This is a genomic window from Vreelandella hamiltonii (genome assembly GCF_014651775.1).
Taxonomy (GTDB): domain Bacteria; phylum Pseudomonadota; class Gammaproteobacteria; order Pseudomonadales; family Halomonadaceae; genus Vreelandella; species Vreelandella hamiltonii.
Window position 1 is genome coordinate 98,371 of sequence record NZ_BMXN01000011.1, and the last position, 13,612, is coordinate 111,982.

Below are 13,612 nucleotides of genomic sequence, written 5' to 3' on the forward strand. Positions count from 1 at the left end.
GAAGATAAGGGGCGTTTTGGTCAGTAAGCGGGTTGAAACTTACAAATCGTGACCGGTGACCACTTGGCAAATGTCGGCGAAGCTGCGGGCCATGGGTACTACCGTGGCATCGGCTTTTCCCTTGGTCTGCTTGCCCATGACGGCTTGAATGTCCGTGGCCGACACGATTCCCCGTACGCTGAGTTCGTGGTTGGCCGTCTGCTCGGTAATCAGCAGGTGTTGCTCGGCAAACGTTTCCATGGAACGCACCAGATCCTCGATGGTGAGCGCTGTCAGCTGCTCCAGCGGCATGGCGCTGAGTTTTTCCCAGGGCGTCATGATCATGGCAGCCGTCACTTCGGAACGTTCCAGATTACGCTGCTGCATGGCAATATTGATGCGTCGTGAGCCAATCACTTCCTTGGCCGACAGCACGCCGACGCAGTGATTCTGCTTGTCCATCACGAACAGCAGGCGAACACCGCCATGGCGCATCTTCAGGTGGGCTTCATCGATGGGCGTATCGCCAGCGACAGACTGTGGCACCACCTTGGTGAAATCGGTCAGAACCGACAGCGCCGGGCTATTGGGTGTCAACGTCTTGGCGGCCGGGGTGGTCAGCAGCGGTGTTGCGCCAAATTGGATAAGGGCTTTATGAGATTTCAGCAGTGAATTCATCGGGGGTACCTCCGTGGGGTGAACAGCAGGTCATTGACTGATTGCCTGCTCTGTACCTTCACAGTTGCACGGAATTCTTATCGAAATCTTAACAGCCAGAATCTGTTACATTTTTTCTCATTCTTTTGCATGGCGCTGAGTCAGTGAATCTCTCGCCAGCGTGGCGTGTACCCGCAGCCCTCCGCTGGGTGCATCCTCCAGTAACAGGGTGCCGCCATGGCGTTTCACGATGCGTTCGACGATCGACAAGCCCAGGCCAGCGCCCGCTCCAGGCCCTGCACGCTGAAAGCGCTCCACGACCCGGCTGCGCTCGCTGGGTGGGATTCCCTTGCCCTGGTCATCGACCATCAGGGTGATGTGGTGACGGGACGCGCTCAGGTGCACCGTCACAGCGCCTTCCGGGGGCGAGTGCTGAAGGGCGTTGCCCACCAGGTTCTGTACCAGGGTCTCGATGGCCCCGGGCTCCTCTTCCATGAGCCAGCTCTGCTGCTCCTCGACCTCCATGTGCAGCTGCTGGCGGCGCTCCGTGGCCAGCGGCAGGAGTTTCGCCAGGGTCTCCTGGGTCTCTTGCCGTACGTCGGCATGGCGGATCTCGGGCAGCGGCTCCTCTTCGGGGTCCAGCCTTGCCAGGGTCAATAGTTGGGCCACCAGCCGCGTCGAGCGGGCCACGCCGCTGCGCAAATGGTGCAGCGACTCTTCACGATCCGCGCGGTTATCGGCAGCCAGCGCGTTTTGGGCATGCAGATCGAGAATCGCCAGCGGCGTACGCAGCTCATGGGTCGCATCGGCGATGAAGCGCTTTTCGCGAATACGCATCTGCTGTAAACGCGCCAGCAAACGGTTGAGTGCCCCGGCAATGGTATCCAGCTCCTGAGGAAGGCGCTGCAACGACAGCGGCTGGAGGTTGTTAGGGTCGCGGCTGCGGATCTGTTCCGCCATGCGTGACAGCGGTGCCAGCCCCCAGCCAATCGACCACCACAGCAGCAGGGTAAGCAGAGGCAGGCCGATCAGGTCGGGTAGTAGCGTGCGCAGCGCTACTTCTCGGGTCAGCGCCGCGCGCACATCCTGGCGTTCGCTGACGATGACCCGCTTGTTGGCATCTGCCATCGAAAGCACGTAGACCCGCCAGGTCTGCTCCCCCAGGGTGGCGGTCGAATACCCGGCCGGCTGGCTCACCAGCGGGGTCGCCGGGGCGTTATCGGAACGCAGCAGCAGCTGGTTGCCTTCCCAAAGCTGAAACGCCAGCTGGTGGGTATAGCCATCGCTCAGATCCGGTGGTTCTGTGGCGCCGGGCTGCAGCAAGGCGCTCTCCAGGCTTCTCAGCAGCAGCGTGCGGTCCTGGGCAGGCAAGGGAGCTTGCAGCAGGCCCTCCAGCAAACGGGCGTTTTGCGCCAGGCTGCGGTCGTGCAACTCTTCGATTTCCTGTGCCGCAAAGCGATAGCTGATGAAACCGATGATGAACATGCTCACGCCGAATACCAGCAGCACGAGCCCCAGCGTGCGGCGACGAATGGAGCGCATCAGCTCTCCTTGCCCGTTTTTTCCATCACATAGCCAATGCCCCGCACGGTGCGGATGGCATCCGGAAACAGCTTGCGCCGCAGGTGATGGATATGGACCTCGATGGCATTGCTTTCCACGTCCTCTTCCCAGCCGTACACCAGCCGGGCCAACGTATCACGGGTGAAGACGCGCCCCGGGTGGCTCATGAACTCCTGCAGCAGCGCCAGCTCGCGACGCGACAGGGGAATGGTCTGCTGCTGGTAGTGCACGGTGAGGGTTTGAGGGTTCAAGCTGATCCCCCGGCAGGAGAGCAGGCCGTTTGGCTGGCCCTGGCTGCGGCGTAGCAAGGCCCGCAGGCGCGCTTTCAGCTCATCCACTTCGAAGGGTTTGGTCAAGTAGTCGTCGGCACCCGCGTCCAGCCCGGCAATGCGGCTCTCGACGGCGTCGCGGGCCGTCAGCACCAGAATGGGCACCTGATGCCCCTGGCGGCGCAGGGTTTGCAGCAGTTCGATGCCGTCCATGGTGGGCAGGCCCAGGTCCAGAATCACGGCATCGAACGGTTCGTTTTGCAGTGCGACCAGGGCCGTGTCACCATCGGTCAGATGATCGACCGTGTAATGCTCGGGCTTTAGCGCCATGCGAATGCCCGATGCCAGGCTAGGGTCATCTTCCACCAATAAAATTCGCATACTGACGGGCCACTCCTCTTGTTGTGTTGCGCCTGCTGGCGACAAGGCTATCTGGCATGTTCTCGACCCACCCGGCAACGTCGATCATGGTCTGCCCGGCGCAGCAACGGCGCGAAGCGCTGCTGCAGTTGGCTGCTGTCCACCATCCTGACCAGCAGGCTGCGCTACAGCAGGCGCTGGTCAAGGCCAGTACACGGCCCGAGGGTTGGTCGGGCCTGTGGGTGGCTTGCCAGGCAGGACGAGTCTGCGCTGCCGCCTGGGTAGAGTGCCAGGAAAACCGCATCGCGCAGCTATGGTTGCCCAAGCAGAATAACCAATTTGTCGAGCCCCTGCTAAGTCAACTGCACCGCTGGGTGGCGACCCAAGGGCTGGTGCTGTGTCACGTTGCCCTGGATAAGACCATGGCGAGCTGGGAAGCACCATTGCTGAACCTGGGCATGCAGCGGTTGGCCACCCTCGATCACCTGGCTTGGCACTGTCGGCCGGTTTCTCACGTGCGGGGGCTGCCACCGCTACGGCCGTTTGATGAGCTGACTCCCGCTCAGCAGCAGGCACTGGTCGAGCAGGTGGGGGAGGGCTCGCTGGATTGCCCTGCCTTGCGCGATGTATTGCCTGCGCAGGCTCTGCTGGAAGGCTTTTATCACCAGGCATCGAGCGCTTCCGAACACTGGTATTACCTGCAGGGGGAGCAGGGCCGCCATGCGGGCCTGCTGCTGCTGGATGCCAGCCCAGGCCGCGAGCACTGGAGCGTTCAGTTGATGGGGCTGGTGCCTGGTTGGCGCGGCCAGGGGCAAGGCAAGGCACTGGTGCAGCAAGCGCAGGCCATGGTGGCCCAGACGGGCGCAAGCCAGCTGGCGCTGACGGTAGACCGTGACAACCTGCCCGCGCAGCGAGCCTATCGGCAGGCGGGGATGCTGCCTGCGGGTGAGCATCAACTGCTGGGCTGGTGTGTCTTGCCCGCCACCGAGTTGAATTGCCGCGCTTAGTAGCATTTTCCTACCCTTTGTGTTCTCGGTATACTAACTCCAAGAGGCATGTCTTGGCGTTTCGGCGGCAGAGTGCGTAGTGGCGCTGGTGCGCAGGGGTTCAGTGCTACATCTTCAAGCGTCCGGTTCCTGAGCACGGTTCCTGAGCTCGATCTTCAAGCACGATTCTTAAGCACAACGTTTTATATAAAACTCAAAGAGGTGGTGAGAGTGAAATCTAAGCTGATCATGAGCGGGCTGGCGGCCCTCGGCGTCATGGCAGGCACATCGGGTGCTTATGCTCTGGACGACGCCGCACGTGACGCAATGGCTGAGCGCCTGGCACCAGTAGGCCAGCTCTGCCTCCAAGGCCAGGACTGTGGTACCGCATCGGCACCGGCGGCGGCTAGCGGTGGTGGCGACGAGATCGACGGCGCGGGCATTTACAACCGTATCTGCATGGCGTGTCACGAGACGGGCGCTGCCGGTGCACCGGTACGTGGCGATGAAAGCGCCTGGGCCGAGCGTACCGAGCAGGGCTTTGCCACGCTGCTCGAGCACTCGATCAACGGCATTGGCGCGATGCCTGCTCGCGGCGGCAACCCCAACCTGTCGGATGCCGAAATGGAAGCCGCCACGGCCTATTTGGTCGAGCCGGTGATGGACGTGCCTGAGCTGGGCGGCGGTGAAGAAGCGGCTGCCGAAGACGAAGGTGCCAGCGAGGACGTCGCCGCGGCTGAAGAAGCCACCAGCGAAGACGAAGCCGTGGCCAGCACAGAAGAAGCCGCCAATGGCGGTAGCGATCTGGATGGCGCCGCGCTTTACTCCAGCGCAGGCTGTGTTGCTTGTCACGCCGCTGGTGTGGCCGGTGCACCGGTGCTGGGCGATGCGGATGCCTGGGCAGCGCGAATCGACAAAGGAATGGATGAGCTCTACGCCAGCGTGTTCAACGGCCTGGGCGTGATGCCTCCGCGCGGTGGCAGCAGCGCTTCCGATGAAGAGATCATGGCTATCGTCGACTACATGGTCGCCGAAGCCGAGTAATCCTTCGTTAGCGGATGCTCCAAACTATCCACAGGCGGGTTTTTCCTACCCCCTGTGGATATTTTTTTGCCTTGAAAAGCCGCCTTCCTATCAAACGCCCTCAGCCCAGCAAGGAACGCAGCCCCGCAATGGCATCCTTGCCCCGAGCCTGCTTCTTGTCGGGGTCTTCCTTGTCGGCGCGGCCCTCCCACTCCAGGTCGTCGGCGGGCAGCTCGTCCAGAAAGCGGCTAGGCTGGCAGTCCATCAGTTCGCCATACGCCTTGCGCTGGCGCGCCAGGGTCAGCGTCAGCGTCCGCCGGGCGCGGGTAATGCCCACGTAGGCCAGGCGGCGCTCCTCCTCCACGGTGCCCATCTCGATGGCGTTACGGTGGGGCAGCAGATCCTCTTCCCAGCCCATCAGGTAAACGTGGGGAAACTCCAGCCCCTTGGAAGCGTGCATGGTGAGCAGCTGCACGCGATCCGAATCGTCCTCTTCGGCCTGCTGCTCCAGGATGTCGCGCAACACCAGTCGCGAGATAGCGGCCTCGACGCTGTCGGTTTCCGTCTCGGTGCTGGCGGTACTCTCTTCCGGGTCGCGGTTCAGCGACTTTTCCAGCTGGTCGATCAGGATCCACACGTTGGCCATGCGGCGCTCGGCAATGGTCGGGGCGCTGGCGTTCTGGTACAGCCACGCCTCGTAATCCATATCCCGCAGCATGTCGCGTATCGCGGCAATGGCATCGCCTTGGTCCATCCGCTTGCGCACGCCATCGATGAAGTGCGTAAAGCGCGACAGCCGCTCCACGGCGCGGGTGGGCAGCGTTTGTTCCAGGCCTAGTTCGTGGCAGGCGGAAAACAGCGAAATGGAGCGCTCGGTGGCGTAGTTGGCAAGCTTTTCCAGCGTACCGGGGCCAATTTCACGCCGGGGCACGTTGACGATGCGCAAAAAGGCGTTGTCATCGGCGGGGTTGATCAAAAGCCGCAGGTACGCCATGGCGTCCTTGATCTCGTTACGCGAGAAAAACGACGTGCCGCCGGAGAGCTTGTACGGAATCTGGTAGTGCTGCAGCTTCAGCTCCAGCAGCCGCGCCTGAAAATTGCCTCGGTAAAGCACCGCGAAATCGCGCCACTCGGCTTTTTCCTTGATGCGCCGAGTGAGCATCTCGCTGGCCACTCGCTCGGCTTCGGCCTCCTCATGGCGGTTCACCACCACGCGAATCGGCGCGCCGTCGCCCATCTCCGACCACAGGGTTTTGTCGTAGACGTGGGGGTTGTTGGCAATCAGCGTGTTGGCGGCGCGCAGTATCGTGCCGGTAGAGCGGTAGTTCTGCTCCAGCTTGATGACCTTCAATCGCGGGAAATCCTCCCCCAGGGTGACCAGGTTTTCCGGCCGAGCGCCCCGCCAGGCGTAAATCGACTGGTCGTCGTCGCCGACCACGGTAAAGGTGGCGCGTTCGGCCATCAGCAGCTTCACCAGCAGGTACTGGGAAACGTTGGTGTCCTGGTACTCATCCACCAGCATGTAGTGAATTTTGCGCCGCCAGCGGGCCAGTGCTTCCGGGTCACGCTGCAAGAGCACCACGGGCAGCAGAATCAGGTCGTCGAAATCCACCGCGTTATAGGCTTTCAGGTGGCGAACGTAGGCTTCGTACACCCGTGCCGCGAAATGCTCGTCGTCATCGGCAGCAAACGAAAGCGCATCCCCGGGCAGTACCAGGTCGTTCTTCCACTGGGAAATCTTCGCCTGAACGGCGTTGATCTGCTCGGCGTCCACCTGAGCGTCCTTGTTCATCAAGTCCCGCAGCAGCGCCTTGGCGTCTTCCGGGTCGAACAGCGAAAACCCCGGCTTGTAGCCCAAGGTCTTCAGCTCGCCGCGAATGATGTTGAGCCCCAGGTTGTGGAAGGTCGAAACCGTCAGCCCGTGGCCCTCCTTGCCCTTCAGCATCTGGCCCACCCGCTCTTTCATCTCTCGGGCGGCCTTGTTGGTAAAGGTCACCGCGGCGATCCGGCGGGCGCTCATGCCGCACTCTTGCACCAGGTAGGCAATCTTGGTGGTGATCACGCTGGTCTTGCCCGACCCCGCGCCCGCCAGCACCAGGCAGGGGCCGTCGATGTAGCGCACCGCTTCCTGCTGGCGTGGATTGAGCCCTTTGATACGTTCAAGAATCGTCTTTGGCGGTTGGGGCATCATGGCGAAGGGTGACCTCTACAAGTGTTTCCGAGTGATTTCCATTACAATCAGCCGCGCTGACAACGGCACCATAGACCAATCATGGCAGGTAGTGATGTTTGAAGTAGCGCTCTTCGAGCCACGCATGGCTCCCAATACGGGCAATATTATGCGCCTGGTGGCGAACAACGGCTGCCGCCTGCATCTCATCGAACCGCTGGGCTTCGATCTCGAAGAGAAAAAGCTGCGGCGTGCGGGGCTCGATTACCGTGACCTGGCCAACGTCACCCGTCACGCTGATTTCGCGGCGTTCTACACGGCCATGCAGGGGCGTACCCTTTGGGCGATTACCACCAAAGGCACCCGCGCCCACAGCGATGCCGCCTTCAAGCCGGGGGATGTGCTGCTGTTCGGCTCGGAAACCGCCGGGCTCTCTCCCGAGGTGCACGCCATGCTGCCCGCAGAGCAAAAACTGCGCATTCCCATGCAGCCCAACAACCGCAGCCTGAACCTCTCCAACGCCGTGGCGGTGGTCAGTTACGAAGCGTGGCGCCAACAAGACTACGCTGGCGCATTGCCCATGGGCGACGCAACCTAACCGGCGATACCGTAGCGGTCGCGGTACGCACGCACGGCCTCGGCGTGGCTGCTGAGGTCGCTACCTGACTGCTCTTCCAGGTAGGTGAGCACTTGCTCAAGCGACACGATGCTGACCACCGGCATGCCATACTGGGACTGCACTTCCTGAATGGCGCTCTGCTCGCCCTGGCCACGCTCCTGGCGGTCCAGGGCAATGATCACGCCGCCCGCCCGAGCGCCGCTCTGCTCGATCAGGGTCATGACTTCGCGGATGGCCGTGCCCGCCGTGATCACGTCATCGATGATCAAGATATCGCCCGCCAGCTCAGCCCCCACGATGTTACCGCCTTCACCATGGGTCTTGGCTTCCTTGCGATTGAAGGCGTAGGGCATGTCACGGTCGTGGTGGTCGGCCAGGGCCGCCGCGGTGACCGCCGCCAGGGGAATGCCCTTGTAGGCAGGACCGAACAGCACATCGGCCTGCAGGCCGCTATCGACAATCGCCTGGGCATAGAAACGCCCCAGCTTGGCCAGCGCTCGGCCCGTCTGGAACAGGCCTGCGTTGAAAAAGTAAGGGCTTACTCGCCCCGACTTCAGCGTGAACTCGCCAAACTTGAGCACGCCCTGCTCAATAGCGAAGGCAATGAAATCGCGTTGGTAGGGTTGTAGAGTGGTGGCCACGGCGGTGTTCTCTTGTCGGTAGGTGTGGTCGATAGGAATGTAAGTCAAACGCAACAATAAAACGGGGCTAAATAGCAAGAATTGGTTTGTCTATTTACCCAAACGTCTAAACGTCGGGTATCATACAGCAGCGACGCAAAAGGGACGATTTATGAAAATTGCCAGCATCAATGTCAATGGTATTCGTGATGCCGTCGACCGTGGCTTCCTGGACTGGCTGGCTCAGCAGGATGCCGACGTGGTCTGCGTGCAGAACATCAAGGCAAAAAGTTTTGAACTGGGTGACCATATTCTCTATCCGGAAGGCTACGAAGGCTATTTCCTGGATGCCGAGGAGGATGGTTTCGCCGGTGTGGCGCTCTATTGCCGCAAAATCCCCAAGGCCATCATGTACGGCCTGGGGTTTCCTCAGTGCGATCACGAAGGGCGCTTTCTGCAGGCGGACTATGACCGTTTCAGCATTGCCACTTTCCTGATGCCCGACGGAAGTGACCAGAAAGCCAAGCAGGCGTTCATGGAGCAGTACCAGGAGTACCTGACGAAGATGTCGCGCAAGCGCCGCGAATACATCATCTGCGGTACCTGGCACATTGCCCACAAGACCGTCGACCTGGCCAACTGGTCGGACAATCAGCTCACCTCCGGCTTCCGCCCGGAAGAGCGTGCCTGGATGGACCAGGTGCTTGGCCCAACCGGTTTCATCGACACCTTCCGCGAGATCAATCGCGATGCTGGCGAATACACCTGGTGGCCCAAGCTGGACCAGGAAGTACCCCGGGACCGGCAGGAAGGCTGGCGGATCGACTACCAGCTGGTCGGCCCCAACTTCCGGCGCCATGTGGTCGACGCGTGGATTGATTACGATGCGACCTTCTCCGAGTTCGCACCGCTGATCGTTGAGTATGATTTAGCGCTCTAAGCGTTAGCTACTTCCCGCGTCGCCGTCTGCCAGTAGTGGTAATAAGCAACAAGCCGACCCAAGAGTCGGCTTGTTGCTTTATGCCTAAGAAAGAATCTAAATAATCATTAGTTACTGATTATTCAAAATAATCGTTATAAATTTTGTCGAATGTTCCATCTTCTTTAATTTCTTGCATCGCCTTATCAAAAGCTTCTATCAGCGCTTCATCTCGTGGGCGGAAAGCAGCACCAATACCGGGGCCATAAATCGACTCAGGGCCGGTAATTAAATCTCCCGTTTGTATAAAACGCTCGTCCTGGAGCATCGTTTCTTGAGCAAGAGAATAGGCAGTGAAAACAAGGTCGAGGCGCTCCGCATGCATATCGGTAACTACAGAGCCTGAATCACCATACCGATGAATATCCGCATCAGGATAGTAGGTAGTAACATATTCATCTTGAATAGTGGCTTGCTGCACACCGATTGCTACATCTGCCAAGTCACCTTCTATATCGTACTCGTTATTTACGTTTTTAACCCAAACGGATGGTACTTGGTAGTAGGGAGCCGAGAAGCTAACTTGCCTAGAACGCTCTTCTGTAATGTTCATCGCTGACGCTATCAGGTCGTATTTGCGCGCCATTAACCCAGGAATAATTCCATCCCAACCTTGTTCTACCCATTCGCACTCACGCTGCATGCGTTCACAAGCAGCATTGACTAATTCAACTTCAAACCCTGTGATGGTGCCATCAGGCTCTTTATATTGATAAGGCGCATAGGGAACATCGACTCCAATACGTAGTGGTTTACTATCAGCATGAGCAAGGCAGCTGATTAATACTGTCGTGAAAACTAAACAGCAGGTGACTTGTCGCATTTCGCATTCCTCTTGATTTTATCGATGGTTGCGTGAGGCGTCGTACTCTCGGTGTAACGTTTTTGTTATTTAATCTTGCTAAAGCGCGCACTGGAAAATTCGCTAAATTCATGGCTCAGTCGGTCATGGAGCAAGGCTTGAGCCAGCTCCTCAGCGTGGAAAGCAGCTAAACTAATTCCGCTATGACAATTGATGTTATAGGCACCTGGGCAGGCTCTGGATGATTCATACAGTGGAAATCCATCAGGTGTCATTACTCGTAATGCACTCCAAGCACGCACTATGTTGGCGTTCTTCAAGTGCGGGTAAATACGCACCCCACGAGCTGCTAATTTCGCCATGATATTGGTAGTCGCATCCCGGTTTAAGCCTGCATGTTCATGGGTGTCACCGATCAAGTAGCTACCGTTACCGGTTTGCCTTATCTGAGGTGTAGGAAGTTGCGGTATCAAAGGCATTTTTTCCGTTACGAGGATCTGCCCTCGTAAGGGAAACACTTCCCCGCTCAGGCCCAACATGGGTGAGAGGTGCTTCGCTCTAAGGCCTGCAGCTACGATAATACGCTCAGCTGTAAAGTTACCGCCTAGAGTATTGGCAGTGAAGCCAACGATATTTGATTCGAGGCGCTGAACCGAGCAGCCTGGATGATAGCTAAGACCCATCTTAAGGCTAGCTGTTAAAAGTGCACGCAAAAGCAATAGCGGATTGCAATGGCCATCATGGGGAGACCAAGTGCCCCCGTGAATGCTTTCACCTAAGCCAGGGAGATGGGTTATCAGGGCTGGCCTGTCTAAGTATTCCCATTGAAAATAGCTTGCGAGACAGGGTGATGAAGCCTGAAGTTTACGATAGCTAGCCACACGTGCTTCGGCCTCCTGAACGTCAAAGAAAATATCAATACCGCCCTGGCGAGAGTATTCAAGCGGTACACCACTGCGCTCGCTAAGCTCAATAGCAAAAAAAGGCCATACATCGCTCGACTGTAGACTCAACTCGGCATAGCGAGGCATGCCTATACCTTTTCCTTGTACCCACGTTAGCCCGGCATTACCTCGTGATGCACGTAAAACATCATCTCCTTCGTCTAGCATGATAATTTTTTGACCTCTGCGCAGTAGGCCATAGGCAACAGCCATGCCTACTACGCCACCACCAATAATTAAGAAGTCAAATTTCATGCCGCTAGCTCAATCTAGTTTAAGTAAGCTCGACTATAGGTAGGGATGTGCTATACGATCCAATATCAATAATTGTCCACTTAATGCGTAAAAGTTATGACTATGCCCTCTCTTCATTTGCGCGACCGCCAGATCCTCGCTTTTAAGCATGTCATGGAGATCGGTACAGTTTCCGGTGCCGCCAGGCGTATGCTGATTGCACAACCGGGTGTCACCCGCCTGCTCAAGCAACTGGAACATGACGTAGGGTTCACGCTATTCGAGCGTGTTCGGGGGCGTCTGGTGCCGACACCGGAGGCGCGCCTATTTCATCGCGAGGTACAGAAGGTATGGAGCGGCATGGAGCACTTGCGCAGCACTGCAAGGCGGATCAGAGAACGTGAAGTCGGAGGATTGCGCATCAGTGCCATGCCTTTGCTAGGAATGACCTTCCTCCCCGATGTATTGGCCGACTTCGCGTCTGACCATCCCGATGCCAGGATCGAGCTGGCCACTTTCCGCTCAGACCAGGTAGTAGAAGACGTACTCACCCAACGCTGTGACTTTGGCTTTGCTATTGTTTCTGCAATCGATGACCGCATGGACAGCGACGTATTTCATCTCGACAGCGTATGCGCGCTACCCTCTGGCCACCCTCTTGCGGAACGTAACACGGTGGAAGTGGAGGATCTTGTCAATGAGACCCTGATCTGCTTCGAGCCGCAGGATCCCTTACGTCTCGATCTGGAGCGGTTGATGGAAGCAAGACAGTTACGCCCCAGACGGCGCTTGGAAGTCTCGCTGGCCTTGCAAGCGGTCCGGCTAGTCGGCCGAGGAGTGGGCATTGCGGTCCTTGATCCTATCAGTGCTAGAGCCCTCAGCGACATGAACGTGGTATTACGGCCTTTTTCTCCCTTGTTAGGAGAAGATTTTGCTTTGTTGACACCACGTGACCAGCCTGTATCGCAGCTTGCACAGGAGTTTATCGGCGTGTTTCGCCAACGCTTTTCGCAAGCCACCCGACTGCCATAGGAGCGTTAGAAAGATGATTAATCTTCGCCAGATAGAAGCCTTTCGGGCGGTGATGGTTCACAAGACGGTAACGCGTGCCGCTCAGACACTGCACGTTTCCCAGCCTGCCGTCAGTCGTTTGGTCGGGGATCTGGAATTCCATGTGGGGTTTGCACTTTTCCAGCGTCACAAGGGGAGACTGATTCCCACGCCGGAAGCATTAGCTCTCTATGAAGACGTGGAGCGAGCCTTCGTCGGCCTGGATAAAATTACCGATACGGCCCGCGAAATTCGTGAATTTCGCACCGGTCGATTGCTGCTGAGCTGTATGCCCGCCCTGGCGTTGAATGCGCTGCCGACGATGATCAACGCTTTCTCCGAGCGACATCCCGGCATCACCATCTCCCTGCAGGTGCATAGCTCCCAGCGGGTGCTGGAGTGGGTGGCAACACAACAGTGCGATGCCGGCCTGATAGGCATGCAACTGGTCGACCCCTCCGTCACCATTCGTCCGATTGCCAGTGGGGCGTTGCGGTTAGTGATGCTGCCCGACCACTCCCTTGCCAGCCAGCCGGTCGTGAACATCGAGGATCTCGAGGGAGAACCTTTCGTCTCTCTCGGACAAACCCAGGATGTCAGGCCGCTTATCGACCAGGTCTTCCAGCAGGCGGGCATCAAGCGCCGAATGCGGATCGAGACCCAATTGTCGAGTGTGGCGTGCGAACTGGTCCTGGCGGGAGCCGGAGTGTCGTTGATCGACCCTATCACTGCGGATAGCTACCTTTCGCAAGGCCTGGTATCCCGTCCCTTTACTCCTGAAATTCCCTTTCATTACAGTGCAGTGCTTCCCGCTTTCCGGCCCCCGTCACGATTGGTACTGGAGTTTCTCGAGGAGTTGAAACGACACCTTGCCGATCAGCTCGATACATCGCCTACGCCATTGACCCATAACATTAGCTAATAGGATGGCTAACAAACGGCATTAGCCCTGATGACCAAAGCGATGCTAGCTTCAATTGCAGGTCGCACTGCCCACGCCTTCTGACCGTTTTCTAGCAATACCAGAAGCGGTGGCGGCCATTGATAACAACAAGCAAAACATCGACATCAATGACAGGACACTGCAAGCATGAAAAAAATGACTAGCCAAACGACTGCTATGGCGGGACTGCTGTTTCTCGGCATGAATACCGCTCTCGCTGAACCGCTTTATGTTGGTTCCTACGGGGGCTCTACCGAGCAAGCCATGCGCGATAAGATCATTCCAGCATTTCTCGAAGAGCATGACGCGGAGTAACTATTCAGGTGGTTGCGGATAGCCTGTCGACAACCACCTGATTTTTCTGGCATAGTGCACAGCATCATTCGGCACACCTATGCGGCGATATGACCATCA

14 protein-coding genes are annotated in these 13,612 nt (G+C 58.1%); 7 read left to right on the forward strand and 7 right to left on the reverse strand.

Annotated features, from left to right (window positions below; all coding sequences use genetic code 11):
• Positions 1-39: 39 nt before the first annotated feature.
• From IE091_RS11065 to IE091_RS11075, 3 genes are all read right to left on the reverse strand, one after another.
• Complete coding sequence (locus tag IE091_RS11065) at positions 40-657, reverse strand: CBS domain-containing protein (protein ID WP_144983985.1); 618 nt, start codon at positions 655-657, stop codon at positions 40-42.
• A gap of 117 nt (positions 658-774) precedes the next feature.
• On the reverse strand, positions 775-2,178 hold the full coding sequence (locus IE091_RS11070) for an ATP-binding protein (protein ID WP_096921755.1): 1,404 nt from the start codon (positions 2,176-2,178) through the stop codon (positions 775-777).
• On the reverse strand, positions 2,178-2,849 hold the full coding sequence (locus IE091_RS11075; protein WP_016915565.1) for a response regulator transcription factor: 672 nt from the start codon (positions 2,847-2,849) through the stop codon (positions 2,178-2,180). Before IE091_RS11075 ends, IE091_RS11070 begins: the two co-directional genes overlap by 1 nt.
• 56 nt (positions 2,850-2,905) lie before the next feature.
• Here IE091_RS11075 and IE091_RS11080 point away from each other — a divergent pair, with 56 nt between their 5' ends.
• Positions 2,906-3,835 (forward strand): GNAT family N-acetyltransferase, encoded by a 930-nt coding sequence (locus IE091_RS11080; protein WP_189463655.1) that lies wholly within the window; start codon positions 2,906-2,908, stop codon positions 3,833-3,835.
• A 210-nt stretch (positions 3,836-4,045) separates the two neighbouring features.
• Entirely contained in the window at positions 4,046-4,858 is an 813-nt protein-coding gene (locus IE091_RS11085; RefSeq protein WP_039178981.1) for a c-type cytochrome, read from the forward strand.
• A gap of 100 nt (positions 4,859-4,958) precedes the next feature.
• On the opposite strand, the gene rep is transcribed toward IE091_RS11085, so the two are convergent.
• Entirely contained in the window at positions 4,959-7,028 is a 2,070-nt protein-coding gene (gene rep / locus IE091_RS11090) for a DNA helicase Rep (protein ID WP_144983994.1), read from the reverse strand.
• 94 nt (positions 7,029-7,122) lie between these two features.
• Here rep and IE091_RS11095 point away from each other — a divergent pair, with 94 nt between their 5' ends.
• Positions 7,123-7,605, forward strand: coding sequence for a tRNA (cytidine(34)-2'-O)-methyltransferase (locus IE091_RS11095; RefSeq protein WP_039178973.1), 483 nt, complete (start codon positions 7,123-7,125; stop codon positions 7,603-7,605).
• Here the strand turns inward: IE091_RS11095 and pyrE are convergent.
• On the reverse strand, positions 7,602-8,267 hold the full coding sequence (gene pyrE / locus IE091_RS11100; RefSeq protein WP_016915560.1) for an orotate phosphoribosyltransferase: 666 nt from the start codon (positions 8,265-8,267) through the stop codon (positions 7,602-7,604). The genes IE091_RS11095 and pyrE overlap by 4 nt on opposite strands.
• A gap of 151 nt (positions 8,268-8,418) precedes the next feature.
• Here pyrE and IE091_RS11105 point away from each other — a divergent pair, with 151 nt between their 5' ends.
• A complete protein-coding gene (locus IE091_RS11105; protein WP_016915559.1) occupies positions 8,419-9,186 on the forward strand; it encodes an exodeoxyribonuclease III in 768 nt (255 codons plus the stop codon).
• A 118-nt stretch (positions 9,187-9,304) separates the two neighbouring features.
• Here the strand turns inward: IE091_RS11105 and IE091_RS11110 are convergent, their stop codons facing one another.
• Positions 9,305-10,048, reverse strand: a complete 744-nt coding sequence (locus IE091_RS11110) for a transporter substrate-binding domain-containing protein (RefSeq protein ID WP_144984002.1) — start codon at positions 10,046-10,048, stop codon at positions 9,305-9,307.
• A gap of 65 nt (positions 10,049-10,113) precedes the next feature.
• Positions 10,114-11,226, reverse strand: a complete 1,113-nt coding sequence (locus IE091_RS11115) for an NAD(P)/FAD-dependent oxidoreductase (protein WP_189463656.1) — start codon at positions 11,224-11,226, stop codon at positions 10,114-10,116.
• Positions 11,227-11,328: 102 nt separating this feature from the next.
• Here IE091_RS11115 and IE091_RS11120 point away from each other — a divergent pair, with 102 nt between their 5' ends.
• The 3 genes from IE091_RS11120 (at position 11,329) to IE091_RS11130 (ending at position 13,513) form a co-directional block, all read left to right on the forward strand.
• On the forward strand, positions 11,329-12,237 hold the full coding sequence (locus IE091_RS11120) for a LysR family transcriptional regulator (RefSeq protein WP_186299156.1): 909 nt from the start codon (positions 11,329-11,331) through the stop codon (positions 12,235-12,237).
• 13 nt (positions 12,238-12,250) lie between these two features.
• Positions 12,251-13,177, forward strand: a complete 927-nt coding sequence (locus IE091_RS11125) for a LysR substrate-binding domain-containing protein (protein ID WP_189463657.1) — start codon at positions 12,251-12,253, stop codon at positions 13,175-13,177.
• Positions 13,178-13,345: 168 nt separating this feature from the next.
• Complete coding sequence (locus tag IE091_RS11130) at positions 13,346-13,513, forward strand: hypothetical protein (RefSeq protein ID WP_189463658.1); 168 nt, start codon at positions 13,346-13,348, stop codon at positions 13,511-13,513.
• Positions 13,514-13,612: the final 99 nt, after the last annotated feature.

Coding starts and splice junctions, on each gene's coding strand:
- IE091_RS11120 (WP_186299156.1), top strand. CDS start 11,329: ATGCCCTCTCTTCATTTGCGCGACCGCCAGATCCTCGCTTTTAAGCAT.
- IE091_RS11075 (WP_016915565.1), bottom strand. CDS start 2,849: ATGCGAATTTTATTGGTGGAAGATGACCCTAGCCTGGCATCGGGCATT.
- IE091_RS11115 (WP_189463656.1), bottom strand. CDS start 11,226: ATGAAATTTGACTTCTTAATTATTGGTGGTGGCGTAGTAGGCATGGCT.
- IE091_RS11125 (WP_189463657.1), top strand. CDS start 12,251: ATGATTAATCTTCGCCAGATAGAAGCCTTTCGGGCGGTGATGGTTCAC.
- rep (WP_144983994.1), bottom strand. CDS start 7,028: ATGATGCCCCAACCGCCAAAGACGATTCTTGAACGTATCAAAGGGCTC.
- IE091_RS11130 (WP_189463658.1), top strand. CDS start 13,346: ATGAAAAAAATGACTAGCCAAACGACTGCTATGGCGGGACTGCTGTTT.
- IE091_RS11095 (WP_039178973.1), top strand. CDS start 7,123: ATGTTTGAAGTAGCGCTCTTCGAGCCACGCATGGCTCCCAATACGGGC.
- IE091_RS11065 (WP_144983985.1), bottom strand. CDS start 657: ATGAATTCACTGCTGAAATCTCATAAAGCCCTTATCCAATTTGGCGCA.
- IE091_RS11105 (WP_016915559.1), top strand. CDS start 8,419: ATGAAAATTGCCAGCATCAATGTCAATGGTATTCGTGATGCCGTCGAC.
- IE091_RS11110 (WP_144984002.1), bottom strand. CDS start 10,048: ATGCGACAAGTCACCTGCTGTTTAGTTTTCACGACAGTATTAATCAGC.
- IE091_RS11080 (WP_189463655.1), top strand. CDS start 2,906: ATGTTCTCGACCCACCCGGCAACGTCGATCATGGTCTGCCCGGCGCAG.
- IE091_RS11070 (WP_096921755.1), bottom strand. CDS start 2,178: ATGCGCTCCATTCGTCGCCGCACGCTGGGGCTCGTGCTGCTGGTATTC.